Below are 25,824 nucleotides of genomic sequence, written 5' to 3'. Positions count from 1 at the left end.
CTGAACTTCCGGTAAAAAACGGACAAAAAAAAGCGCTGAATAATCAGCGCCTTTGATGAGAAGCAGAGAACGGCTTATTTAGCGTCGGCAAGCACTTTGCTGACGATTTCTACCGCTTCTTTCTCGATTTGCTCACGGTGTTCAGCACCGAGGAAGCTTTCACAATAAATCTTGTAAGCTTCTTCTGTACCGGACGGACGAGCCGCGAACCAGCCGTTTTTGGTCATCACTTTCAGGCCGCCGATGGACGCGCCGTTGCCCGGTGCGTTGGTCAGACGGGCGGTGATCGGGTCACCGGCCAGCGTGTCGGCTTTCACCTGTTCAGGAGAAAGTTTAGACAACGCGGCTTTCTGCGCATGAGTCGCAGGTGCCTGAATACGGTTGTAGCTTGGTGCGCCAAAGCGGGCAGCCAGCTCATTGTAATGTTCCTGCGGGTTCTTACCGGTAACGGCAGTAATTTCCGCCGCCAGCAGGCACATGATGATGCCGTCTTTGTCGGTAGACCACGGCGTGCCGTCGAAACGCAGGAAAGAAGCGCCTGCACTTTCTTCGCCACCAAAACCGAAGCTGCCGTCAAACAAACCATCAACGAACCATTTGAAACCAACCGGCACTTCCACCAGTTTACGGCCCAAATCTTCCACCACGCGGTCGATCATCGCACTTGAGACCAGCGTTTTACCGACGGCAACGTCTTTGCCCCACTGCGGACGGTGCTGGAACAGATACTGAATCGCCACCGCCAGATAATGGTTCGGGTTCATCAGACCCGCAGGCGTCACGATACCGTGACGGTCATAGTCAGGATCATTAGCAAAGGCCAGATCGAATTTATCGCGCAGCGCCAGCAGACCCGCCATTGCGGATTCGGACGAGCAGTCCATACGGATCACGCCGTCGTGGTCGAGATGCATGAAACGGAAAGTCTGATCGACTTCATCGTTCACCAGCGTCAGGTCCAGTTTGTAATGTTCCGCGATGCGTTTCCAGTATTCGATACCGGAACCGCCGAGGGGATCCACACCCAGTTTCAGACCCGCTTTCTGAATCGCAGCCATATCAACGATGTCGGTCAGCCCTTCGATAAACGGCTGAACCAAATCTTTCGCTGTCAGATGACCACTTTTCCACGCCAGATCCAGAGACTGACGTTTCACACCTGTCAGTTTCGCGGCCAGCAATGCGTTAGCACGTTTCTCAATCACGGAGGTCAGATTGGTATCCGCCGGACCGCCGTTGGTCGGGTTATATTTGATGCCGCCATCTTCCGGTGGGTTGTGCGAAGGCGTGATGACGATGCCATCCGCCAGCGCGCCGCCGTTGCGGTTATGCGTCAGAATGGCGTGAGACACAGCCGGTGTCGGCGTAAACCCGTTGTTTTCCTGAACAATGACATCAACGCCATTGGCGGTCAGCACTTCCAGCACGGAAATAAACGCCGGTTCAGACAACGCGTGCGTGTCTTTACCCACGTAGCATGGCCCGGTGGTGCCCTGCTCTTTACGCACTTCGGCAATCGCCTGAGCAATCGCCAGAATATGCGCTTCATTAAAGCTGTGACGCAACGCGCTACCGCGATGGCCGGACGTGCCGAATTTCACAGCATGCGCAGTGTTTGCCGGATCCGGTTGCAGAACGTAGTACTGTGACGTTAACTGCGCCACATTGATCAAATCGCTTTGCTGAGCAGGTTGCCCTGCACGGGGGTGATTAGCCACTGGCGCTTCTCCCTTACGCTGAAATTAAAGGGTGCCGCAAACTTTGTCAGTCAGTTCCGTCGGGAACTGCATGAGCTGCATGATGTGTTCAATCATGCTGCGTTTACGACCTGTGTTGGTATTCGTAATAACCCAATACGGCGTTCCGGGAACGTGTTTAGGCTTGGTATGAATGCCGTTTTGCAGCAAGGTTTGCTGGTCACCGGCAAAGTAAGTCCGCGTGCGCCCGGTCAGAGAGTCGGTCGCCGTCGCAAATTCTTTAGGGTTCAGGGTATACAAGGTCGAGAGGATCAGCATAAAACGGTTAACCGCTTTAGTCTGTTCTGCGTATTCGTCGGACAGCAACAGTTCACGAACGGCGCGGACTTTATCACGCGACGTCGGTGCGGCGGCGGCGGCAGGTTTTTCCTGCGCGACAGTTCCGGCGATAACAGAAGTGGTCACTGGTACGGCAGGAGCGGTCTGACCGGCAGTAAACTTCAACATACGGCGTAAAATATCAGACGCACTTTCACCGATTGCTTGCGTGTGGCTGGCAATGTAGCGGTAGAGTTCTTCGTCAACCTCAATAGTTTTCATCTTTATCCAGTACTGTTTTTCTACTTAATTCATTCGAAAGGATTATACAAATTTCTACGCAGTAACAAACAGAGGAATTGCGCCGCGAAGTAAAATCCAGACAACTTCCCGATTTTGCTGCATGCAGGCTCCGGCCCGTTCTGCTCCTGGTAGTCAAATCCCGCTCAGGCATCTGGCAGAAACTTTCTGTTTTAAAAAATTATCCGCAAGTCATGATAACCTAATGAGATTGTTTATCTGTATGAACTTCTCTATGAAATTACATTATCGCCTGCAAGAATCTGAAGTCGCTGACAGCACTGCACTGCCGGTTTTGCTCATCCACGGATTGTTCGGCACCCTTGATAATCTGGGCATTCTGGCCCGGGACCTGAGACAACAGCATAACGTGTTACAGGTGGATTTGCGTAATCACGGCCAGTCAGGACGTTCTGATGAAATGTCTTACGCCGCCATGGCGCAGGATTTAGTGGAAACGCTGGATGCTGTTGGTTTCCAAAAAGTCATTGTGATCGGCCATTCAATGGGTGGGAAAGCGGCGATGGCGTTGACGGCACTGATCCCCGACCGTATCGAAAAGTTGATCGCCATTGATGTCGCGCCGGTGGATTATCACGTGCGTCGCCATGATGAGATTTTTGCGGCGATTAATGCCGTGACCGAGGCAGGACTCCGCGACCGTACCTCCGCTACCGAATGCATGCGTACGTATATAAAGGAAGACGGCGTGATCCAGTTCCTGCTCAAATCATTCCAGCAGGGAGAATGGCGCTTTAACGTGCCGGTGCTGCTCAGTGAATACGAAACTATTACCGGCTGGGAAGACGTGCCTCCGTGGGATCGTCCGGCGCTGTTTATCCGTGGCGGGCTATCGCCGTATGTGCAGGATGAATATCGCGACGCGATTGCCCGACAATTTCCGCAGGCCAAAGCGCATGTGGTGGCGGGAGCCGGTCATTGGGTGCACGCGGAAAAACCCGATGCAGTACTGCGCGCGGTGCACCGTTTCATCGATGCGGCCTGAGGTTTAACATCCTGGGGATAAATTGTGCAAAAAGTCTGCACAACTTAAGAAGTTATCATGAAATCAGGGTAATCAGGCGTTGTGAACCCCTGGTGCGCCAGTGTATGATTGCGCGCTATAATTTTGCCGCCCCGTTTACTCACAGTGAGTCGCGGGAGGTGAATTGGGTCAGGGTTTCTTAGCCCGAAATGTGTGAAACGCTCGTCAGGAACCGGCTTGCGGTTTTCCGATGTAAAAACTTCCCTGGTTGTACCGCTACCTATGGCAAAAGAACAACTGGATCGCACGACGATTGATCTGTTCGCAGATGACCGTCGTCCGGGGCGTCCAAAAACAAATCCGCTATCCCGTGATGAACAGCTCAGGATCAATAAGCGCAACCAGTTACGCCGCGATAAAGCGAGCGGCCTGCGTCGTGTGGAGCTGAAAATGAATGCCGATGCTGTTGATATGCTCAATAAGCTGGCAGAAGAACGCAATATCAGTCGTAGCGAATTGATTGAAGAGATGCTGCTGTCGCATCTTAACGGTCATGAAGGCTGATTGAAAAGCGGGTAACCCTCTCAGGCTACCCGTTTGTTTTTTCTTACTTATTCCATATTAATTCACGTCTTCCTGCTCAGAACGTTTCCCAGTTTTCAGCACTTTTCGCCGAAAGCATGCTGGTATCCGGACGCAATAACGGTGCGGAAATTGACTTCGCCGGACGTGAACCGACGCTCGTCACGCTATCTTTAAGTTTGAACGTAGCAACGGCATTGTTCAGCAATGAAGCCTGCTCTTCCAGTGATACCGCAGCCTGCGACGCCTGTTCTACCAGCGCGGCGTTCTGCTGTGTGACGCTGTCCATTTCTGTGACGGCAACCGCCACCTGACTGATTCCTTTGCTTTGCTCATCGGATGCAGAGGCGATTTCCGCCATGATGTCAGTGACATGCGTAATTGAGCGCACCACTTCATTCATCGTCTGACCGGCGTTTTCAACCAATTTCGAACCGCTGTCGACGCGGGAAACCGATTCGCTGATAAGCTGCTCGATTTCTTTCGCCGCCTGCGCACTGCGTTGTGCAAGATTGCGCACTTCGCTGGCAACCACTGCAAAACCGCGCCCCTGCTCGCCCGCACGTGCCGCTTCGACGGCAGCATTCAGCGCCAGAATGTTGGTCTGGAAAGCGATGCTGTTAATCACAGAAGTGATTTCAGCAATTTTCTTCGAGCTGCCGGAGATATCTTTCATGGTGCTGACCACGTCTGCCACGATGTTGCCGCCCTTCTGCGCGGTGGTGGAAGCCTCCATCACCAGCTGGCTGGCGTGATGCGCGTTATCGGCATTGTGTTTAACGGTAGCCGTCAGTTCTTCCATGCTGGCAGCGGTTTCTTCCAGCGCCGACGCCTGTTCTTCCGTACGGGAAGACAAATCGTTGTTCCCGGCTGAAATTTCTGACGCGCCCTGATAGATGTGATTGGTGCAGTTGCGGATGGTCTGAACGGTATTGACCAGGCTCAACTGCATCTCGTTCAGCAACGGAATCAGCTTACCGGCGCAGTTTTTACCGAATTCTTCCAGATAAAACGTCAGATCGCCGCTGGCGATCACCGCGAAGTGACCGCGGATTTTATCCAGCGGCTTCACCAGCGCCATCACCAGATAACGGTCAGTCAGCAATAAAATCACCAGCCCGATACCAAATGCCGTCAGCAGAATCACTTTGCTAAATGACGTCAGATGGGTGGATTGCCGTTGTGCCGCATCAAAATCGACAGCGATCTGACCGCTGACTTTCTCCATCGATGAGCCAAAGCTGCGGCTCAGTGCAGGTACGGTGGAATTGGCTAGCTGGTTATAGGACTCCGTATTTTTGCTGCGGGCTGCGTCGAACAATGGCGTGACGCCCTGCGTGATCAGATTTTCCCAACTGGTGATTAATTCCTGCACGGAGGAATCTTCCAGCCCCGGATGCGGTGCCGCTTTAAAACTGGCCAGAGCCTGCGTCAGCCCACTGAGTGATTGTTTGGCGGTATCAAAAATTTCCGGACCTTTTGACGGATCGGCCTGAAGCTGTGCCACGGCGCGGCTCAGGCGCGTCACGGTACGAAAATACTGATCATTTCCTTTATTGATCAGCGCCATATTGTTGACCAGCTCGGTACTATTTTTGGTATTTTGGGTCAGTGTGTCCAGTGAGGTGACGGTGTAAAGGGAAACACCTGCCCACATGACGCAAAAGATGCCAAGAATGGTTAATAAAGCGGCCCTGATGGTGATATTTTTTAAAAACTGCACGATATGCCTCTCTCGAAACATGTCTGTTTCTGGCCTGAGGATTGACGGGGATGCGGAGAATCAAGACAGGTAACCAGCAGGCAAGTGCCCCAGGACATGTTTGAACACCTCTCCGGGCATCGATTTCTTTATTATGTTGAGATTGCTCCCGAATCATCTATCGGCGGAATGTTCTCGAAATTTAGTATTGTGACAACTTATTTCTCAAACTTGCTTTTGACCTTATTAACCCTGAGGTTAATTCGCCGCAGGTGAAAGCACACAAAGGCGATAACACTTAAAAATATTGCCCGATAAACTTATTTCCCAGTTAAGAAGGCGAGCAGAAGCATATTCTCCGCCGCACGAGTTTGCTATCATCTGCATTATTATTGCCTGCGTTGCAGAGCACTTCATTGAGAACAAGAGGTTAGGTAATCTTATGGCCGTTGTAGGTATCTTCTTTGGATCCGATACAGGTAACACCGAAAACATCGCAAAAATGATCCAGAAGCAATTGGGTAAAGATGTTGCAGAGGTGCATGACATTGCGAAGAGCAGCAAAGAGGATCTGGAAAAATTCGATATTTTGCTTATCGGCATTCCAACCTGGTATTACGGTGAAGCGCAGTGTGACTGGGACGACTTTTTCCCAACGCTGGAAGAGATAGATTTCGAAGGTAAGCTGGTGGCACTGTTTGGTTGCGGTGACCAGGAAGACTACGCCGAATATTTCTGCGATGCGCTGGGCACCGTGCGCGATATCATTGAGCCACGCGGCGCAGTGATTGTCGGACATTGGCCTACCGAAGGTTACCACTTTGAAGCATCTAAAGGCCTGGCGGATGATAAGCACTTCATAGGACTGGCAATTGACGAAGATCGTCAGCCCGAACTGACCAGCGAACGTGTTGATGCCTGGGTGAAACAGATCACAGAAGAACTTAGCCTTTCTGAAATTATTGGCTAAAAACCCTGTTGGCCCTGAGGATTTATTCTACAATTGAAGGGCCAAACTATTACTGAAATTAACAATTTAACTGCTACAAAATTGTAACTTTCGGTCGTATCAAGGTACACTGAGTTCCTCTGTTTTTTCTATTGATCAAGTCGTTGCATTCCAAATGTGACCGGCAATTTGTGATCTTTATTAACAGGCTGTCGTTGACGAGAATTGGCACATTGCGTTAAACGAAGAGACTAAACGAATAATTTTGTGCCGCCGATGCCACAGGCTGCATGCCTCAACTTGATTAGCACATAGTAACAGGACTGAATCCGCATGACTGACAACAACACCGCACTGAAGAAAGCCGGCTTAAAAGTCACGCTTCCGCGCCTCAAAATCCTGGAAGTGCTGCAAGCGCCGGAAGGTCATCACGTTAGTGCGGAAGATCTTTACAAGCAACTGATTGATATGGGTGAAGAAATTGGCCTGGCGACGGTTTACCGCGTTCTGAACCAGTTTGACGACGCCGGTATTGTCACCCGTCATAACTTCGAAGGCGGCAAGTCCGTATTCGAACTGACCCAGCAACATCACCACGACCACCTGATCTGTCTGGATTGCGGTCGTGTGATCGAATTCCGTGACGAATATATTGAAGGTCGTCAGCGTGAGATTGCTAAGAAACACGGTATCAAGCTCACCAACCACAGCCTGTATTTGTACGGTCACTGTGAAGCAGGCGATTGCCGCGAAGATGACTCTTTGCACAACGATAAACCTGCGCAGTAATCTGCACAGGCTTTGACTAAATTAACCGCTGAAAAGCGGTTTTTTTATGTCTGATATCGACGCAGATTAAGCCCGGATAGCAGGCATAAAAAACCCCGGCAAGCCGGGGTATGTTTCGCTGCTGAGATTCACGGCTTAGGTGAATTGTTCGTTTTTATTTCCTGCCATATTTTCCCGCAATCAGCAGCATATGCCTGACCGTCGCCAGTTTTACGCGCCGTCAGACATCGCTGGTAATCCACCACGCGCACCGTCTCCTGTTCTGCAAATTGCTGGTGGGCTTTTTCCTGTTTCAGTTTATTCAGTAACACCTCGCAGGATGCCAGTTTGTCCGGATTGCCTTCTGACGTATTGATACAGGCACGGTAATCTTCCCGCGTTTGGGATATTTGTGCCTGATCGGCGGTAGGTGCACAACCAGCCAGAAGCACGGACGACATCACAATCATCAGTAATTTATTCATCGACATAACGACCTCAGAAAATAGTGAATGGAGCAATGACAATGAATTTCACGTCTTTTTCATCCTGGAATATGTTGCCGTACCCGCCACTCCAGCTAGGAAGATCAGAGTGGTTGTCGTACTGGGTGTAATGCAGTTTGAACAACGTCCCTTTCGCGCGACCTTCCTGAATGGTGTACAGCGCATCCAGACTCCAGGCGCTTTCTTTCAGGCGCTGGCTCTGGTCGTAAGCGGCGTTGGTGCTCGGTTTGGCATCCCACGCATAGACGTACGAACCACCGACCGCTAAGCCCGGTAAATCCCATTTCGCCAGATCATAAAGCACGCCGGCATACACGGCTTTCTCACCGTTGGCGTTGAAGTCAGAACGGTTGTCCCACCACACATCAAGACGACCGTTTGAAGAGGAATAGGTCGGGGTCATACGTTGCAGGAAGTAACCCTGATTCCCTTCCGCTTTCACCATCGTCCCTTCCAGACGCCAGTTAAACTGCCCGGTGGTATAGCCGAAGGTCAGTGCCTGCAACCATGCCAGACCGTCATACAGACTGTTCGGATCATTCTTGTCACTGATGCGGTCTTCTGCGCCATAGAACTGATAGCTGGTGGTCAGCGGATTGCCCAGCAGATCCATTTTGTACGAGGCTTTAGCAAAATACTGATCGACATAACTTTCAGCCTGGCCAAATGCGCCTTCCAGTACGAAGTCATTTTTAAAATCATATTTCGCACCGAGCGAATGAATATAAGAAACGCCGGTTTTCTTGTCATTCTGGCGGAAATCATCCATTTCCAGATGCCACGGCGATTTATATTCATCAGCCCACATATAGGAGAAACTCAGTTCACCCGGGTCACCGAAATCGTGTTTATAACCGGCTTCCGCACCGCGATACGTACCCGGCATAAAGCTCCAGTGCGGTGCGATCAGCGTCTGTCCGGTAGGCTGAATATACCCTGCGTGCCCCCAGAATCCGCCGTATTTGAATTTACCGGCTGCCTTATAAAGACTGACCCCACTTTTATCCCCGGAGTAATCTTCGTCGTAGGCGCGGTTGCTGTTGGAAAAGGCGATTTCGTTGGGATGGCCGCTCTCGCTGCTCTCGGCCATTTCAATCGCCGTAAAGGCTGCGATATCAATACCAAACATGTCCCAGGCATAGCCGGAAGAAAAATCGAGGTTCAGGTTAGCGGTAGAATGCGAAAGGTTGGTTGTATAGTCTTTGTAGTGGTCACTCGCCGGATCCATGTCCTTGCGGTCACGTTCACGCTGCCAGTAGTACACACCGCCGGTCAGTGTGGAATCATCAATAAAACCGGCTGCTTTGGTCTCTTGTGAAAACATCATTCCGCCACCCAGTAAGGTGCCGGCGAGAGAATACATGGCAGGTTTCAGGTAAGCCGATCCCCTGCCCCTGTTACGGTGCTTGTGCATAGAGATTCCTCATGTTGACTAAAAAAACGAGCAAAACCCAAACGGGTATAAAAAGCGGTCGCCAGAGGCGTAACCGGTTAAATCAACATCAAGAGTATTTTTCGCGACACGAATTATCAATGAGTAATTAATCATTAATCATCGAAATATGACAAAGTGCACATAAAGATGAAAAAGTATTACAGAGGTATGCAGGAAAGGATTAAAGCAGTGGACTACAATAATACATAATTAAAACAGATGATTAAACAAAATCATCTTACAATTTAAACGTTTCAGCAATATGAACGGCTGTGGCACAACGTTTTAAAAGTAAGCATAGGAAATACATTAATTCGCGACGAAAAACAAAAGGCATCTCTGACAAGAATAACAGGCGAAAAAAAACGCAGCCTGAACTGCGTTTTTGTTACCTCATACTGAGGGCTTACGCGACGGGTTTGCTTTCCCAGGTATCACGCAGGCCAACGGTACGGTTAAACACCAGATGTTCAGCACTTGAGTAGCGGTTGTCGGCACAGAAGTAACCTTCACGCTCAAACTGCAGGCTGATTTCAGCCTGTGCAGCCACCAGTGATGGCTCCACGAAACCGTGGGAAATCACCAGGGAATCCGGGTTGATGGTGGTCAGGAAGTCTTCCGCCTGGCCCGGGTTTGCGACGCTGAACAGACGGTCATACAGGCGGAACTCAGCAGGTTTACCTTCAGACGCGGACACCCAGTGGATCACGCCTTTCACCTTGCGGCCATCGGCAGGATCTTTGCTCAGCGTGTCGATATCGTAAGAACAGAAGATAGTGGTGATATTCCCTTCCTCGTCTTTCTCGATACGTTCTGCTTTGATCACATACGCATTACGCAGGCGCACTTCTTTGCCCAACACCAGACGTTTGTACTGCTTGTTGGCTTCTTCGCGGAAATCAGCCTGATCAATGTAAATCTCACGGGTAAACGGCACTTCGCGGGTGCCCATTTCCGGTTTGCCCGGATGATTCGGCATCTTCACCATCTGCACATCATCACCGGTAAAGTTTTCAATGATCACTTTAACCGGATTGATAACCGCCATGGCGCGCGGTGCGTTCTCGTTGAGATCGTCACGGATGCAAGATTCCAGCGCCATCATTTCGACGTTGTTATCCTGCTTGGTAACGCCGATACGACGGCAGAATTCACGGATAGACGCCGCGGTATAGCCCCGGCGACGCAGACCTGAAACGGTCGGCATGCGCGGGTCATCCCAGCCTTCAACAATCTTCTCGGTCACCAGCAGGTTCAGCTTGCGCTTGGACATGATGGAGTATTCGAGATTCAGACGGGAGAATTCGTACTGACGCGGGTGGCATGGAATAGAAATATTATCCAGAACCCAGTCGTACAGACGACGGTTATCCTGGAATTCCAGCGTACACAGCGAATGGGTAATCCCTTCCAGCGCATCGGAAATGCAGTGGGTGAAATCGTACATCGGATAGATGCACCATTTTTTACCGGTCTGGTGATGTTCTGCGAATTTAATACGGTACAGAACCGGATCACGCATGACAAAGAATGGCGAGGCCATATCGATTTTTGCACGCAGACACGCAGCGCCTTCGGCGAACTCACCGTTACGCATTTTTTCAAATAACGCAATGTTCTCTTCCACGGTGCGATCGCGGTACGGGCTGTTTTTACCCGGCGACGTCAGGGAACCGCGATATTCACGGATCTGGTCAGGAGACAGTTCATCAACATACGCCAGACCTTTGTTGATCAGTTCAAGCGCATAAGCATGCAGTTGATCAAAATAGTCCGAGGAGTAATGAATATCGCCGCTCCAGTCGAAACCTAACCACTGGACGTCGCGTTTGATTGACTCAACGAATTCGATGTCTTCTTTTGCCGGGTTGGTATCGTCAAAACGCAGATTACACTGGCCCTGATAGTCTTGCGCGATGCCGAAATTCAGGCAGATAGATTTCGCATGACCGATGTGCAGATAACCATTAGGCTCAGGTGGGAAACGGGTGTGAACGGTATTGTGTTTCCCGGTCGCCAGATCTTCATCAATAATCTGACGGATAAAATTTGTTGGGCGGGCTTCAGCCTCACTCATTGTGCAATTCCTCTACGCAACATTGACTCTACGGATAACCGCTTATGTTCCAACAAGCCACGCCGGGAAACAACCGTTAGTTGCATTAAATCGTGGTTATCTCTGGTGCCTCTGTCCTCAGACAATAAAAAACGGGAAGAGATCGCTCTCTTCCCGCTGTCACTACGTCGACCTGTTACGTCATCCGCAGGGTTATTTGCCCTGGATATCGAACAGTTTCGTTTGACCGGCAACCACTGAACCGCTGGCCAGTGACGTCACACCGGTATAATCATCAATATTGCTGACGACTACCGGGCTGATCATTGAGCGCGCATTGGCATTCAGATAATCCAGATCCAGTTCCAGTACAGGCTGACCGGCAGTGACTGTTGCCCCTTCTTCAACCAGGCGGGTAAAGCCCTGGCCGTTCAGTGCAACAGTATCAATCCCCATATGCACCACGATTTCAGCACCGGAAGTCGTTTCCAGGCAGAACGCATGATTGGTATTGAAGATTTTCACCACCGTGCCCGCAGCCGGCGACACAACGATTTTATCGGTAGGACGGATGGCAACACCATCACCCACCGCTTTGCTGGCAAAGGCTTCATCAGGCACCTGATCCAGCGCCACAATGTCACCGGTAACCGGAGACACTAAGGTTTCCACTACCGTTTTCACGCTGTTTGGCACTGCCTGAGGTTTGATTTCAGACACTGGCGCAGCCGGAGTCACGGTAGCCGCAGCAATCGGGCCTGCATTCAGTGCGGTACGCATCGCACCGGCAATGATTTCGGCACGGGTACCGACAATCACCTGCACGCTTTGTTTATTCAGACGGATAACTCCTGAAGCGCCCAGACGTTTCGCCAGTCCGTCGTTGACCAGTGCCGAGTCTTTCACGTTCAGGCGCAGACGGGTGATACAGGCATCAATGCCGGTCAGGTTTTCTGAACCACCGATGGCACTGATATAACGGCGTGCCAGAGCAACGGTTTCGTCACCTTTGTTGCCAGCAGATTCCACATCAACGTCGTAACCGTCCGCTTCGTCACCGGCCACTGCCAGTTCACGTCCCGGGGTCAGCAGGTTGAATTTCTGGATGGTGAAACGGAACACCACATAGTAAATCACGAAGAACACCAGACCCTGAGGGATCAGCATGTACCAGTGAGTCGCCAGCGGGTTACGGGAAGACAGCACCATATCCACCAAACCTGCGCTGAAGCCGAAACCGGCAATCCAGTGCATGCTTGCTGCGATGAAGACCGAAATCCCGGTCAGTACGGCGTGAATCACATACAGCACCGGCGCAACGAACATGAAGGAGAACTCCAGCGGTTCGGTGATACCGGTAAAGAAGGAAGCGAAAGCAGCAGCCAGCATGATACCAGCAACTTTTGCTTTGTTTTCAGGACGTGCGCAGTGGTAAATCGCCAGTGCCGCGCCCGGAAGACCAAACATCATGATCGGGAAGAAACCGGCCTGATAACGACCGGTGATACCTACCACCGCTTTACCTGACTGGATAGATTCCTGACCACCGAGGAAGTTAGGGATATCGTTAATACCTGCAACATCAAACCAGAACACGGAGTTCAGTGCATGATGCAGACCGACCGGGATCAGTAAACGGTTGAAGAAGGCATAGATACCGGCACCGGCAGAACCCAGTTGCTGGATATGCTCACCGAAGGTCACCAGACCGTTGAAAATCAGTGGCCATACATACATCAGGATGAAGGCGACGATGATCATCAGGAAAGAAGTCAGGATCGGAACCAGACGACGACCACTGAAGAATGACAGCGCTTTCGGCAACTCGACGTGGCTGAAACGGTTGTACAACTCGGCAGAAATGATACCGACTAAGATACCGACAAACTGGTTATTGATTTTACCAAATGCCGCCGGCACCTGGTCTAACGGGATCTTCTGAATCATGGACACGGCTGCAGGCGAACACAGCGTGGTCAGCACCAGGAAACCGACAAAACCCGTCAGTGCAGCTGCACCGTCTTTGTCTTTGGACATGCCATACGCCACACCGATCGCAAACAGTACGGACATGTTTTCAATGATGGCGGAGCCAGATTTAATGAAAAATGCCGCCAGCGCATTGTCTCCCCCCCAACCCACAGGGTCGATCCAGTAACCGACGCCCATGAGGATTGCGGCGGCTGGCAACGTAGCAACGGGCACCATTAATGCCCGGCCAATCTTTTGTAAATAACTCAGTATATTCAACATTCCCCCTACTCGCCCGTAAGCGAATCACCAAAGTAGTTTAATTAGTATGTTTACTACCTTTTACATTTACCGTTCCGATTTAACCAACTGCAATTGCGAGTGTAAAAATATTATTTCGTATCGCAAATTAAAACCTCTCTTTTTGTGAGATTTGTCACCAAAAAGAGGTCATAACATGCCATTTCACTGGTCAATACACCAAACTTATTTTATCATTAAAAAAATCCAGACGGTATTGTGCCAGTCATAAACCGTTGCGGTGGTTTACGCTTAACAAGACCGCCCTGAACCCAAAACTGCTTTCTGACTTATTGTCCCGCGCTAACACTTCAGCGGAGGACAGACACATTATATTCAATATTCTGAAACTAAGAGGTATCTGATGAGACTTATTCCATTAAACACCCCCACTGAAGTTGGCAAATGGGCTGCACGTCATATTGTTGAACGCATCAACGCATTTAAACCCACTGCTGATCGCCCTTTTGTTCTGGGTTTACCAACCGGTGGCACGCCGCTCGAAGCTTACAAACATTTAATCGCCATGCATAAAGCAGGCCAGGTTAGCTTTAAGAACGTAGTGACCTTCAACATGGACGAATATGTCGGTCTGCCGCAGGAACACCCTGAGAGCTACCATACGTTTATGTACAAAAACTTCTTTGACCACGTTGATATTCCACGCGAAAACATCAATCTGCTGAATGGTAATGCAGCAGACGTCAACGAAGAATGCCGCCAGTACGAAGCGAAAATTAAGTCTTACGGCAAAATTCACCTGTTTATGGGCGGCGTGGGTAATGACGGTCATATCGCATTCAACGAACCAGCCTCTTCTCTGGCTTCCCGTACGCGTATCAAAACCCTGACCCATGAAACCCGTATCGCGAACTCACGTTTCTTCGACAACGATGTCTCTCAGGTGCCAAAATACGCCCTGACCGTTGGCGTGGGCACGTTGCTGGACGCAGAAGAAGTGATGATTCTGGTGACCGGCCATGCGAAAGCGCAGGCGCTGGAAGCGGCAGTTGAAGGTAATATCAACCATATGTGGACCATCAGCTGCCTGCAATTGCACGCGAAAGCCGTTATGGTGTGTGACGAACCGTCCACCATGGAACTGAAAGTCAAAACTGTTAAATATTTCCGCGAGTTAGAAGCGGAAAATATGAAAAATCTCTGATCCAAAATTATGCCCAAAGCCAGTCGGGTTGCGGCAAGGCGGCAACGAGCGAATCTCCGGGAGCTTACTGAAGTAAGTGACCGGAGTGAGTGAGGCAGCCAACGCAGCAGCAGCGTGACTGGAGAAGGGCAAACGTACTAGGGGGCATGATGTACGCTTTAGTGAACGGCCGGGTCTATACCGGTCATGACGTTCTGGATAACCACGCGGTGGTCATTGCCGATGGCAAAATTGAACGTGTCTGCCCGGTAAGTGAATTGCCGGCGAATGTGGAAACCCGCAGTCTGGATGGCGCCATTCTTGCCCCCGGATTTATCGATCTGCAACTTAATGGTTGTGGCGGCGTGCAATTCAACGATTCACTGGAAGCGATTTCAGTAGAAACGTTAGAAATCATGCAGAAAGCCAATGAAAAATCCGGCTGTACCAGTTTCTTACCGACGCTGATTACCTGTAGCGATGACTACATGAAACACGGTATCAGCGTGATGCGTACCTATCTGGAAAAGTATCCGAACCAGGCACTGGGTCTGCACCTTGAAGGACCCTACCTCAGCCCGCTGAAAAAAGGCACGCACAACCCGGCCTTTATCCGCCTGCCAGACAGCGCGATGATTGATTTTCTGTGTGCAAACGCGGACGTGATCACCCAACTGACGCTCGCACCCGAACAGGTTGATGCAAAATATATCCGCCAGATGCGTGATGCAGGAATAGTGATTTCCGCAGGCCATTCAAATTCCACCTATGCTGAAGCCCGTGCCGGTTTTGCCGCAGGTATCAGCTTTGCTACGCACCTTTATAATGCAATGCCCGCCATCACGGGCCGTCAGCCTGGTCTTATTGGTGCAATCTTCGATACGCCAGAAGTCTATACCGGCGTGATTGCTGATGGTCTTCACGTTGACTGGGCGAATATTCGCAATGCGAAAAAGCTCAAAGGCGAGAAGCTGGTGCTGGTCACTGACGCAACGGCTCCGGCTGGCGCGAATATTGATGAGTTCATTTTTGCCGGTAAAACAATATACTACCGTGACGGACTCTGTGTGGACGAAAACGGAACACTGAGCGGCTCTGCGCTGACGATGATCGAAGCGGTACAAAATAGCGTCGAACATGTTGGCATCGCACTGGACGAAACGCTGCGTATGGCAACGCTTTATCCGGCACGCGCCATTGGTGTTGAAGACCAACTGGGCAGCATCGAAGCAGGTAAAGTCGCCAACCTCACCGCGTTCACTCATGATTTTAAAATCACAAAAACTATCGTTAATGGTGACGAAGTTTAATTGAGCGGATAACAGCATTGATGACAACTGGCGGACAGCAGGCACAAATCGGCAACGTTGATCTGGTTAAGCAGTTAAACGGCGCGGCGGTTTACCGCCTGATTGACCAACAAGGTCCCATCTCGCGCATTCAGATTGCTGACATGAGTCAGTTAGCGCCCGCCAGTGTGACCAAAATTACCCGACAATTGCTTGAGCGCGGGCTGATTAAAGAAGTTGATCAGCAGGCTTCCACCGGAGGGCGCCGCGCTATTTCTATCATCACCGAAACCCGCCCTTTCCATACCATCGCAGTACGTCTTGGTCGCCATGATGCGACGATTACGCTTTATGATCTCAGCGCAAAATCGCTGGCCGAACAACATTACGCCCTGCCCGAACGCACTCAGGAAACCCTGGAGAACGCGCTGTTCGAAGCTATCCAGCAATTCATTGAACTGAATCAGCGCAAAATCCGCGAACTGATTGCCATTTCCGTCATTCTTCCGGGGCTGGTCGATCCGAATAAAGGCATCGTGCGCTATATGCCGCATATCAGCGTGGGCGCGTGGAAATTAGTCGATGCGCTGGAAGCCCGGTTTAAAGTCACCAGTTTTGTCGGCCACGATATCCGCAGTCTGGCGCTTGCCGAACACTACTTCGGTGCAACCCGCGACTGTCAGGACTCTATTTTGGTTCGTTTACACCGTGGTACCGGTGCCGGAATCATCGTTAACGGCCAGATTTTTCTCGGCAGTAACGGCAACGTCGGTGAAATCGGCCATATTCAGATCGACCCGCTGGGCGAACGCTGCCATTGCGGTAATTTCGGCTGTCTGGAAACCGTTGCGGCTAACGCTGCCATCGAAAATCGGGTGCGCCATTTACTGACGCAAGGCTACGCCAGCAAGCTGAGTCTGAATGACTGTTCAATTTCAGCGATCTGCAAAGCGGCCAACCGCCACGATCCGCTGGCAACCGAAGTCATCGAACACGTTGGCCGCCAGTTGGGTAAAGGTGTGTCGATCGCGATAAATCTGTTCAACCCGCAAAAAGTCGTGATTGCCGGCGAAATCACCGAAGCCGATAAGGTTCTGCTTCCGGCAATTCAGAACTGCATTAATGCGCAGGTTCTGAAAGATTTCCGCCGTAATTTACCGGTAGTGACCTCTGCCCTGAATCATCAGTCAGCGATTGGTGCGTTTGCCCTGGTTAAACGGGCGATGCTGAATGGCGTTCTGTTACAGCGTCTGATGGAAAATTAAGACGTGCTATAGTATCTGGCTGCCAGGAATGGGACTGAAAATGTGGGTTTGGAAATTATGACGATAAAGAACGTAATTTGTGACATTGATGGCGTGCTGTTGCACGACAATACCGCAGTACCTGGCGCCGATCGTTTTCTGGCGCGGATTCAGGAACAGGGAATGCCTCTGGTTATTCTCACTAACTACCCTTCCCAGACAGCACAGGATCTGGCAAACCGCTTCGGCGCTGCCGGTCTCGACGTGCCTGAAAGTGCATTTTTCACCTCTGCGATGGCCACAGCCGATTTCCTCAAACGTCAGGAAGGCAAAAAAGCCTATGTCGTCGGCGAAGGTGCGCTGATTCATGAACTCTATAAAGCCGGTTTTACCATTACCGATATCAATCCTGATTTCGTGATTGTCGGCGAAACCCGTTCTTATAACTGGGACATGATCCATAAAGCCGCCTATTTCGTGGCAAACGGCGCGCGCTTTATCGCGACAAATCCTGATAACCACGGACACGGTTTTGTCCCTGCCTGCGGCGCATTGTGTGCACCGATCGAAAAAATTACCGGACGCCAGCCATTTTATGTCGGCAAACCGAGCCCGTGGATTATCCGTTCGGCGTTAAATAAAATGCAGGCGCATTCCGAAGATACCGTCATTGTGGGGGATAATCTGCGTACTGACATTCTGGCGGGCTTCCAGGCAGGTCTGGAAACCGTTCTGGTGCTGACTGGCGTTTCCACGCTCAACGATATTGAGGGAATGCCTTTCCGTCCGACCTGGATTTACCCTTCAGTTGCCGATATCGACGTGATTTAAGCGTTTCCGGCCACTGCCTGAAAACGAGTCTGGATCTTTATTCAGGCTCTTTTTTTTGTCTTGCCGTCTGATTTTTATCCACTTTTCTCTTTTTTTGAATCCTCCTCAATTTTTGGCGATTAAATTAATAATCCGCTAACAGAATCGCCATAAAACTGGTGATTCATCAAAGATAACCCACCATCAACCAACTATTTATCAGAAGAGCGTTAAACCACTTGCACAACATAGGGGTTTTGACGCATTTTCATAGTCAGCAACGCAACAACGCCGGGCTAAAACTGAAAGAACGGCAACGTTGATCCTCATTCGTAATCATAAAAATAACAGCCAGAGAAAGGTCGTTAGGGAGAAAGTCATATGTGTTCAATTTTCGGTGTGCTCGATATCAAAACTGACGCTGTCGAGCTGCGCAAAAAAGCGCTGGAACTGTCGCGCCTGATGCGTCACCGCGGACCCGACTGGTCCGGTGTGTTTGCCAGCGATAAAGCCATTCTGTCGCATGAGCGTCTGTCCATTGTCGACGTGAACAACGGCGCACAACCTTTGTACAACGCAGCACACACCCACGTTCTGGCTGTGAACGGCGAAATTTACAACCATCAGGCTTTGCGCGCAGAACTGGGCGACAAGTATGAATTCCAGACCGCATCTGACTGTGAAGTCATTCTGGCGCTGTATCAGGAAAAAGGCCCTGCCTTCCTCGATGAACTGCAAGGTATGTTCGCCTTTATTCTGTATGACACAGAAAAAGACGCCTACCTGATTGGCCGCGACCATCTGGGCATTATCCCTCTGTACATGGGCTACGACGAACACGGCAACATGTACGTCGCTTCAGAAATGAAAGCGCTGGTGCCGGCTTGCCGCACCATCAAAGAATTCCCGGCAGGCAGCTATCTGTGGAGCCAGGACGGTGAAATTCGCGAATACTACCAGCGTGACTGGTTTGACTTCGAAAACGTCAAAGACAACGTCACTGACGCTGCAGCGCTGAAAGATGCACTGGAAGAAGCGGTAAAAAGTCACCTGATGTCTGACGTGCCTTACGGCGTGCTGCTGTCTGGTGGTCTGGATTCCTCCGTGATTTCCGCCATCACCAAGAAATTTGCCGGCCGCCGTATTGAAGATAAAGATCAGAGCGAAGCCTGGTGGCCGCAACTGCACTCCTTTGCCGTCGGTCTGCAAGGTTCACCGGACCTGCGCGCTGCTCAGGAAGTCGCCAACCATTTAGGCACCGTGCACCACGAAATTCACTTCACCGTGCAGGAAGGTCTGGATGCTATCCGCGATGTTATCTATCACATTGAAACGTATGACGTCACGACTATCCGCGCATCAACGCCGATGTATCTGATGTCGCGTAAAATCAAAGCGATGGGCATCAAAATGGTGTTGTCTGGCGAAGGCGCAGACGAAGTGTTGGGCGGCTATCTGTATTTCCATAAAGCACCAAACGCTAAAGAATTCCATGAAGAAACCGTGCGTAAATTGCTGGCCCTGCATATGTATGACTGTGCGCGTGCCAACAAAGCCATGTCAGCCTGGGGTGTTGAAGCCCGCGTCCCGTTCCTGGACAAAAAATTCCTCGACGTCGCGATGCGTATCAACCCGAAAGACAAGATGTGCGGCAACGGCAAGATGGAGAAACATATCCTGCGTGAATGTTTCGAGTCTTATTTGCCTCACAGCGTGGCCTGGCGACAGAAAGAACAGTTCTCTGATGGCGTAGGTTACAGCTGGATCGATACCTTAAAAGAAGTGGCCTCTCAGCAGATCACCGATCAACAGCTTGAAACTGCACATTTCCGTTTCCCGTACAACACGCCGACTTCGAAAGAAGGCTACCTGTACCGTACGATTTTTGAAGAGTTATTCCCGGTGCCAAGCGCGGCTGAATGTGTGCCTGGCGGGCCGTCAGTGGCCTGTTCTTCAGCGAAAGCCATTGAATGGGACGAAGCGTTCAAAAACATGGACGATCCTTCTGGCCGTGCCGTTGGCGTGCATCAGTCCGCTTATAAATAACCGATTTACCGGTAAATATCCTTGTCGCAAACGGGCCTCTTCAGGCCCGTTTTTTAATGGGTAAAGTCAGTAAAAATAATGTCTTTTGTCCAATTAATCACCAGAGTGGTTATAAGCCAGACAAATGGACGCCGTCAGGCCTTTTTCTCCAAAAAAGGTGTTGACGCAAAACGGTCATATACGCATAATGCGCCCCGCAACGCCGATGAAGGTAGCGCGAAAAAAGATGGCTACGTAGCTCAGTTGGTTAGAGCACATCACTCATAATGATGGGGTCACAGGTTCGAATCCCGTCGTAGCCACCATCTTTTTGCGGGAGTGGCGAAATTGGTAGACGCACTAGATTTAGGTTCTAGCGCCGCAAGGTGTGCGAGTTCAAGTCTCGCCTCCCGCACCATTTCCAGACATCGGCAGCACAGTTGGGGTATCGCCAAGCGGTAAGGCACTGGTTTTTGATACCAGCATTCCCAGGTTCGAATCCTGGTACCCCAGCCATTTTCTTACCTTTCACATTGTTGTACTGATGTGGTTGTGAGGAAAATCCAATTTGAAGAAGTTGTACTGTTGGGGTATCGCCAAGCGGTAAGGCACTGGTTTTTGATACCAGCATACCCTGGTTCGAATCCAGGTACCCCAGCCATACTTCTTTCTGTATAATTGGTAAGCACTTGAAATTTATTATTAAGTTAGTTAAATTAGTGCTTGAAGTTTTGAAGTAAGTCAGTAGAATTTGGCTACGTAGCTCAGCTGGTTAGAGCACATCACTCATAATGATGGGGTCACAGGTTCAAATCCCGTCGTAGCCACCATTTTACTTGCAGTACACTACTCAAAAGGTAGTGAGAAACAAAATTGGGGTGTCGCCAAGCGGTAAGGCTCTGGTTTCTGATACCAGCATACCCAGGTTCGAATCCTGGCACCCCAGCCACATTAGAAAGGCCTGCTTTTTAGCAGGCCTTTTGCTTTTATGTATTTTAAATCTTTATCTAAAAATAGAGGTCTGGTGGAGATGTTTTCCCACCAGCCTTGACGTCATTAAATCCCCAATGCGTATTTAAGTGCTTTGGTTTTCAGTGCGCCCGTACGTTGTGCGGTCATCAGCGCCAGATTACGCAACGCTTTCACCGGTGCCAGATCGTTACTGAAGGCGGTATAGAATAAATCCATCCCGCTTTGCATCAGCAGATTATCCAAACGACGCTGACGCTGATAGCGCAGTAATACTTTCTCGCTGCTCCACGCTTCATCATGGTCACGCGCCTTTTCCAGCACCGATAATAACGCTTCCACATCACGGTATCCCAGATTGACGCCCTGCCCTGCCAGAGGATTGATGGTGTGCGCTGCGTCACCCACCAGCGCCAGCCCCGGTAAGACATAACGCTGAGCGTGACGGCGAACCAGTGGGAATGCACCTGCGGATATTGCTTTCACTGTGCCCAGCCGTGCCGGGAAAGCCTGCATCACTTCTGTCGTAAGTTGCTGCATATTCAGCGTTTTCAGATAACGGATACGCTGCGGGCTGTCATACCAGACCAGCGAGGCCTGATTATCAAACAGCGGCAGGAACGCCCGCGGGCCGGAAGGGAAAAATTGCTGCCATGTCACGTCCTGATTCGGCGTTGCGGTTTCTACATGAATCAGCATACAGTGCTGGCGGTATTCCCAACCATCCACACCAATCCCCGCTAACTGCCGCACCAGCGAATTCGCACCATCGGCAGCGACCACAAGTGGCGTGCGCAGTAATTCACCCGTAGTCAGTTGCAGAGACCAGGTTTTATCATCGTGCTGCAAAAGGTGACGCAATTTTGCCGGGCAAAAACGGGTCAGACTGGTGAGGGCATCAAACTGTTGCCACAGCGCCAGCTGAAGTACCCGGTTTTCGACCATGAAGCCCAGTTCCGGCAATCCGAGAGACTGCGCATCGAATTTCACTTCAGAACCGTCAACTTCCCAGGTTTCCAGGCGGCGGTATGGGACTGAGCGCATTTTCTCAACCGCACCCCACGCACCCAGTTTCTGTAAAAAGCGCACAGACGCGCAACCAATCGCGGAGATACGCAAATCAGCCGGCGCTGACGGATCAAACCCGGCAGGTTCTTCATTCTCTATCAAAGCGACCTGCAATCCCTGCTGCGCCAGCCCCAGGGCTGTGGCAGCGCCCACCATGCCGCCACCCACAATGACTGCATCAAATGTCTTCTCAGAATTATTCATTATTATTCCGGCTTTCTGTTCAGTTCATTATGCGAAGTGTACCGGATTTTTGTGTTGGCATCAGGGCCTAAGCTGCTTTCCTGCACTGGTCAGCACTGGAGTGAGGGTTTACAATAGCGCCCCTGAACTATGCTATGCACTGCGGCACTGCCGATCTAACGTTTCCCGTATTGAGTACTGACACGCTGATGACTAAAAAACTGCACATAAAAACCTGGGGCTGCCAGATGAATGAATATGATTCATCCAAAATGGCTGACCTTCTCGACAGCACCCATGGTTACCAGCTGACGGATAACGCTGAAGAAGCAGACATTCTGCTGCTGAATACCTGCTCAATAAGGGAAAAGGCGCAGGAGAAAGTGTTCAGCCTGCTCGGACACTGGAAATTACTGAAAAAGAAAAACCCGAATATTATCATTGGGGTGGGTGGCTGCGTCGCATCACAGGAAGGCGAAATGCTGCGTAAACGTGCGCCTTGTGTCGACATCGTCTTCGGTCCGCAAACCTTGCATCGTTTACCGGAAATGGTGAACCACGTACGTGGCACCAAAAGCCCGGTCGTGGATATCAGCTTTCCTGAAATCGAAAAATTTGACCGCCTGCCGGAACCCCGCGCAGACGGCCCGACAGCTTTCGTTTCCATCATGGAAGGCTGCAACAAATATTGCAGCTTCTGTGTAGTGCCTTATACGCGCGGTGAAGAAGTCAGCCGCCCGTGCGATGACGTATTGTTTGAAGTGGCACAACTGGCCGCGCAAGGCGTGCGTGAAGTTAACCTGCTGGGCCAGAACGTTAATGCGTATCGTGGCGATGCGTTTGAGGGTGGCGTGTGCACCTTCGCTGAGCTGCTGCGTCTGGTGGCAGCGATTGACGGTATCGACCGTATCCGTTTCACCACAAGTCATCCGGTGGAATTTACTGATGATATTATAGAAGTCTATAAAGATACGCCTGAAGTGGTGAGCTTCCTGCATCTGCCGATCCAAAGTGGTTCCGATCGCATTCTGACGATGATGAAGCGTCCTCATACAGTGCTGGAATATAAATCGACTATCCGCAAGTTACGCGCCGCGCGTCCTGATATTCATTTCAGTTCAGATTTTATCATCGGTTTCCCTGGCGAAACGAACGAAGATTTTGAACGTACGATGGATTTGATTGCGCAGGTGAATTACGACGTCAGCTTCAGCTTCATCTATTCTCCGCGTCCGGGCACACCGGCGGCAGATATGGTTGATGATGTCAGCATGGATGAGAAGAAACAGCGTCTGGCGCTGTTACAGGACAGAATCACACAGCAAGTCATGCGCTTTAGCCGCGCCACGCTGGGTACTGTTCAGCGTATTCTGGTGGAAGGCACGTCCCGCAAGGACATTATGGAGCTGACCGGCCGTACCGAATGCAACCGCGTGGTCAACTTCGAAGGCACACCGGACATGATTGGTAAGTTCGTTGATGTCGAAATTGTCGACGTGTATGCCAACTCACTGCGCGGTGTGGTTGTCCGTACGGAAGAACAGATGGCGCTTCGCCTGCATGAATCACCACAATCAGTTATCGAACGCACCCGCAAAGAAAATGAATTGGGCGTTGGATTATATCAACCCTGAACCATCAGAATGATGCACAGCCTGAAATCAACAGGGCGCTCCGGCGTCCTGTTTCTTTTGAGATTTTCGGTAATAACCTCATCATAAGGGTTTAATTTTCCAGCAAAGGCCGCATATCCGGATGACGGTGCCTGCAACTGCTGCCACGGCGCAGCATATTTTGCCAAGGGCATGTATTATTAAGTCAGGTATGGTTGGCGGCTGAAAGCAGTGACTCAGCCGGGTGAAATGACAACTGGTCCGAAGTGACCCAGAGGATTCGTTTGAACGTTGTAACACAAGAGATTTTACTGGAGCCCGAAGACAACCAGCGTTTGCTGAGCCTGTGCGGGCCGTTTGATGACAATATCAAACAACTGGAGCGCCGGTTGGGCGTTGAAATCAACCGTCGTGATAACGCGTTTAAATTGGTCGGAAAGAGCCTGCCGGTTGCGGCAGCCGCCGACATCCTGCGTGATTTATACGTTGACACTGCGCCGCTGCGCGGTGAGATCCAGGATATCGATCCTGAAAAAATTCATCTGGCGATCAAAGAAAGCCGGGTACTGGAACAAACAGCAGAAAGTGTGCCCGACTTCGGCAAAGCGGTCATCATCAAAACCAAGCGTGGCATGGTGAAGCCGCGCACGCCCAATCAGGCGCAGTATATCGCCAACATCCTCGACCACGACATTACCTTCGGGATCGGTCCTGCAGGTACCGGTAAAACGTATCTGGCCGTGGCTGCTGCGGTGGATGCGCTGGAGCGTCAGGAAGTGCGCCGCATTCTGCTGACCCGCCCTGCCGTTGAAGCCGGTGAAAAACTGGGCTTCCTGCCGGGGGATCTCAGTCAGAAAGTTGACCCATATCTGCGCCCGCTGTATGACGCATTGTTCGAAATGCTCGGTTTTGAGAAAGTTGAAAAACTGATTGAGCGCAACGTTATTGAAGTCGCCCCGCTGGCTTACATGCGTGGACGTACATTGAACGACGCTTTTATTATCCTTGATGAAAGCCAGAACACGTCTATCGAACAAATGAAGATGTTCCTGACCCGTATTGGTTTTAACTCCAAAGCGGTGATCACCGGTGACGTGACGCAAATCGACTTGCCGCGTCATCAGAAATCAGGGCTTCGTCATGCGATTGAAGTGCTGTCGTCAGTCGAAGAACTCAGCTTTAATTTCTTCCACAGTGAAGACGTGGTACGTCATCCGGTCGTTGCGCGCATTGTTGTCGCGTACGAAGCCTGGGAAGAAGAAGATCAAAAACGCCGCGATGCGATTGCCGCAGAGCGTAAACATGAACATCAGAACAGCTCAACACAACAGGCCAGTCAATGAACACGGTAATCCTCGATTTACAAATTGCCTGCGAAGATGCAGCAGGTTTACCGTCAGAAAATGATTTTCAGACCTGGCTTGAAGCGGTTCTTCCTCAGTTTCAGGAAGAATCAGAAGTCACAATCCGTCTGGTCGATATCCCTGAAAGTCATGAACTTAATATGACTTATCGTGGGATGGATAAACCGACCAACGTGTTATCCTTTCCGTTCGAAGCACCTCCTGGTATGGAGATGCCGCTTCTTGGCGACCTGATTATTTGTCGCCAGGTTGTGGAGAAAGAAGCAAAAGAGCAGGACAAAGAACTTCTGGCTCACTGGGCGCATATGGTCATTCACGGCAGTTTGCATTTGCTGGGCTATGACCATATCGTTGACGAAGAAGCCGAAGAAATGGAATCGATTGAAACTGAAATCATGCAGGGTCTGGGGTATCCGGATCCGTATATTTCAGAGAAAGAAGATAACTAAGCTTCACAGTAAACTCGCGTAATGCCTGCCTGATAACGTGTTCATCCGCAGGCGTTTCGCATAATTTTCACTAACTACGAGTAAAAAAAACCAAACG

Annotated in this window: 20 protein-coding genes and 6 tRNA genes; 18 read left to right on the top strand and 8 right to left on the bottom strand. The window is 50.6% G+C overall.

Translation table 11 applies throughout. The features are described from left to right. Positions 1 to 74 precede the first annotated feature (74 nt). Positions 75 to 1,718: a phosphoglucomutase (alpha-D-glucose-1,6-bisphosphate-dependent) gene (pgm, locus tag EX31_RS23320; RefSeq protein WP_013576463.1), complete on the bottom strand. Its 1,644-nt coding sequence runs from the start codon at positions 1,716 to 1,718 to the stop codon at positions 75 to 77. 24 nt (positions 1,719 to 1,742) lie between these two features. Further along, complete coding sequence (seqA, locus tag EX31_RS23315) at positions 1,743 to 2,297, bottom strand: replication initiation negative regulator SeqA (RefSeq protein WP_037037064.1); 555 nt, start codon at positions 2,295 to 2,297, stop codon at positions 1,743 to 1,745. 241 nt (positions 2,298 to 2,538) lie between these two features. On the opposite strand from seqA, the gene ybfF reads away from it, so the two are divergent. Together ybfF and ybfE are read left to right on the top strand one after the other, a co-directional pair. Continuing rightward, positions 2,539 to 3,321, top strand: a complete 783-nt coding sequence (gene ybfF, locus EX31_RS23310; protein WP_037037498.1) for an esterase — start codon at positions 2,539 to 2,541, stop codon at positions 3,319 to 3,321. A gap of 261 nt (positions 3,322 to 3,582) precedes the next feature. Continuing rightward, positions 3,583 to 3,864, top strand: coding sequence for a LexA regulated protein (ybfE, locus tag EX31_RS23305; protein WP_015690259.1), 282 nt, complete (start codon positions 3,583 to 3,585; stop codon positions 3,862 to 3,864). 76 nt (positions 3,865 to 3,940) lie between these two features. Here ybfE and EX31_RS23300 read toward each other — a convergent pair whose 3' ends face one another. Continuing rightward, a complete protein-coding gene (locus tag EX31_RS23300) occupies positions 3,941 to 5,605 on the bottom strand; it encodes a methyl-accepting chemotaxis protein (RefSeq protein ID WP_037037061.1) in 1,665 nt (554 codons plus the stop codon). Between the two features lie 421 nt (positions 5,606 to 6,026). On the opposite strand from EX31_RS23300, the gene fldA reads away from it, so the two are divergent. Then, entirely contained in the window at positions 6,027 to 6,554 is a 528-nt protein-coding gene (gene fldA, locus EX31_RS23295; RefSeq protein ID WP_013576468.1) for a flavodoxin FldA, read from the top strand. Positions 6,555 to 6,866: 312 nt separating this feature from the next. Then, entirely contained in the window at positions 6,867 to 7,322 is a 456-nt protein-coding gene (gene fur / locus EX31_RS23290; RefSeq protein WP_013576469.1) for a ferric iron uptake transcriptional regulator, read from the top strand. A 128-nt stretch (positions 7,323 to 7,450) separates the two neighbouring features. Here the strand turns inward: fur and chiQ are convergent, their stop codons facing one another. The 4 genes from chiQ to nagE form a co-directional block, all read right to left on the bottom strand. Then, positions 7,451 to 7,786: a ChiQ/YbfN family lipoprotein gene (gene chiQ, locus EX31_RS23285; protein ID WP_037037495.1), complete on the bottom strand. Its 336-nt coding sequence runs from the start codon at positions 7,784 to 7,786 to the stop codon at positions 7,451 to 7,453. Between the two features lie 13 nt (positions 7,787 to 7,799). Then, on the bottom strand, positions 7,800 to 9,170 hold the full coding sequence (locus tag EX31_RS23280) for a chitoporin ChiP (protein WP_231576106.1): 1,371 nt from the start codon (positions 9,168 to 9,170) through the stop codon (positions 7,800 to 7,802). 478 nt (positions 9,171 to 9,648) lie between these two features. Further along, on the bottom strand, positions 9,649 to 11,319 hold the full coding sequence (glnS, locus tag EX31_RS23275; RefSeq protein ID WP_015690263.1) for a glutamine--tRNA ligase: 1,671 nt from the start codon (positions 11,317 to 11,319) through the stop codon (positions 9,649 to 9,651). A 192-nt stretch (positions 11,320 to 11,511) separates the two neighbouring features. After that, positions 11,512 to 13,548 carry an N-acetylglucosamine-specific PTS transporter subunit IIBC gene (nagE, locus tag EX31_RS23270; RefSeq protein WP_126125306.1) on the bottom strand — a complete coding sequence of 679 codons (2,037 nt, stop codon included), beginning with the start codon at positions 13,546 to 13,548 and terminating at the stop codon, positions 11,512 to 11,514. Positions 13,549 to 13,933: 385 nt separating this feature from the next. On the opposite strand from nagE, the gene nagB reads away from it, so the two are divergent. The 11 genes from nagB to EX31_RS23215 all read left to right on the top strand — a co-directional run bounded on the left by nagB (position 13,934) and on the right by EX31_RS23215 (position 21,030). After that, positions 13,934 to 14,734: a glucosamine-6-phosphate deaminase gene (nagB, locus tag EX31_RS23265; protein ID WP_037037052.1), complete on the top strand. Its 801-nt coding sequence runs from the start codon at positions 13,934 to 13,936 to the stop codon at positions 14,732 to 14,734. Between the two features lie 149 nt (positions 14,735 to 14,883). Continuing rightward, on the top strand, positions 14,884 to 16,023 hold the full coding sequence (gene nagA, locus EX31_RS23260; protein ID WP_013576475.1) for an N-acetylglucosamine-6-phosphate deacetylase: 1,140 nt from the start codon (positions 14,884 to 14,886) through the stop codon (positions 16,021 to 16,023). Positions 16,024 to 16,043: 20 nt separating this feature from the next. Then, a complete protein-coding gene (locus tag EX31_RS23255; protein WP_013576476.1) occupies positions 16,044 to 17,267 on the top strand; it encodes a DNA-binding transcriptional regulator NagC in 1,224 nt (407 codons plus the stop codon). A 57-nt stretch (positions 17,268 to 17,324) separates the two neighbouring features. Beyond that, on the top strand, positions 17,325 to 18,077 hold the full coding sequence (locus EX31_RS23250) for an HAD-IIA family hydrolase (RefSeq protein ID WP_015690266.1): 753 nt from the start codon (positions 17,325 to 17,327) through the stop codon (positions 18,075 to 18,077). Positions 18,078 to 18,437: 360 nt separating this feature from the next. Then, positions 18,438 to 20,102, top strand: a complete 1,665-nt coding sequence (gene asnB, locus EX31_RS23245; RefSeq protein WP_037037050.1) for an asparagine synthase B — start codon at positions 18,438 to 18,440, stop codon at positions 20,100 to 20,102. A gap of 228 nt (positions 20,103 to 20,330) precedes the next feature. Continuing rightward, positions 20,331 to 20,407: transfer RNA gene (locus EX31_RS23240), tRNA-Met, on the top strand. Positions 20,408 to 20,414: 7 nt separating this feature from the next. Next, positions 20,415 to 20,499, top strand: a tRNA-Leu gene (locus EX31_RS23235). 23 nt (positions 20,500 to 20,522) lie between these two features. After that, positions 20,523 to 20,597 (top strand) — tRNA-Gln (locus EX31_RS23230). Between the two features lie 70 nt (positions 20,598 to 20,667). Continuing rightward, positions 20,668 to 20,742, top strand: a tRNA-Gln gene (locus EX31_RS23225). Positions 20,743 to 20,834: 92 nt separating this feature from the next. Continuing rightward, positions 20,835 to 20,911 (top strand) — tRNA-Met (locus EX31_RS23220). A gap of 44 nt (positions 20,912 to 20,955) precedes the next feature. Then, positions 20,956 to 21,030 (top strand) — tRNA-Gln (locus EX31_RS23215). Between the two features lie 107 nt (positions 21,031 to 21,137). On the opposite strand, the gene ubiF is transcribed toward EX31_RS23215, so the two are convergent. Then, positions 21,138 to 22,322 (bottom strand): 3-demethoxyubiquinol 3-hydroxylase, encoded by a 1,185-nt coding sequence (gene ubiF / locus EX31_RS23210; protein WP_013576479.1) that lies wholly within the window; start codon positions 22,320 to 22,322, stop codon positions 21,138 to 21,140. Between the two features lie 188 nt (positions 22,323 to 22,510). Between ubiF and miaB the strand changes: the two genes are divergently transcribed. From miaB to ybeY, 3 genes are all read left to right on the top strand, one after another. Further along, a complete protein-coding gene (gene miaB, locus EX31_RS23205; protein WP_013576480.1) occupies positions 22,511 to 23,935 on the top strand; it encodes a tRNA (N6-isopentenyl adenosine(37)-C2)-methylthiotransferase MiaB in 1,425 nt (474 codons plus the stop codon). A 245-nt stretch (positions 23,936 to 24,180) separates the two neighbouring features. Further along, positions 24,181 to 25,257 (top strand): PhoH family protein, encoded by a 1,077-nt coding sequence (locus EX31_RS23195; RefSeq protein ID WP_112151683.1) that lies wholly within the window; start codon positions 24,181 to 24,183, stop codon positions 25,255 to 25,257. After that, complete coding sequence (gene ybeY, locus EX31_RS23190; RefSeq protein ID WP_013576482.1) at positions 25,254 to 25,727, top strand: rRNA maturation RNase YbeY; 474 nt, start codon at positions 25,254 to 25,256, stop codon at positions 25,725 to 25,727. Before EX31_RS23195 ends, ybeY begins: the two co-directional genes overlap by 4 nt. Positions 25,728 to 25,824 lie beyond the last annotated feature (97 nt).

Origin of the sequence: Rahnella sp. WP5, assembly GCF_000745615.1 — a bacterium.
Classification (GTDB): Bacteria; Pseudomonadota; Gammaproteobacteria; order Enterobacterales; family Enterobacteriaceae; genus Rahnella; species Rahnella aceris.
This window is presented reverse-complemented; position numbering and strand designations above follow the sequence as displayed.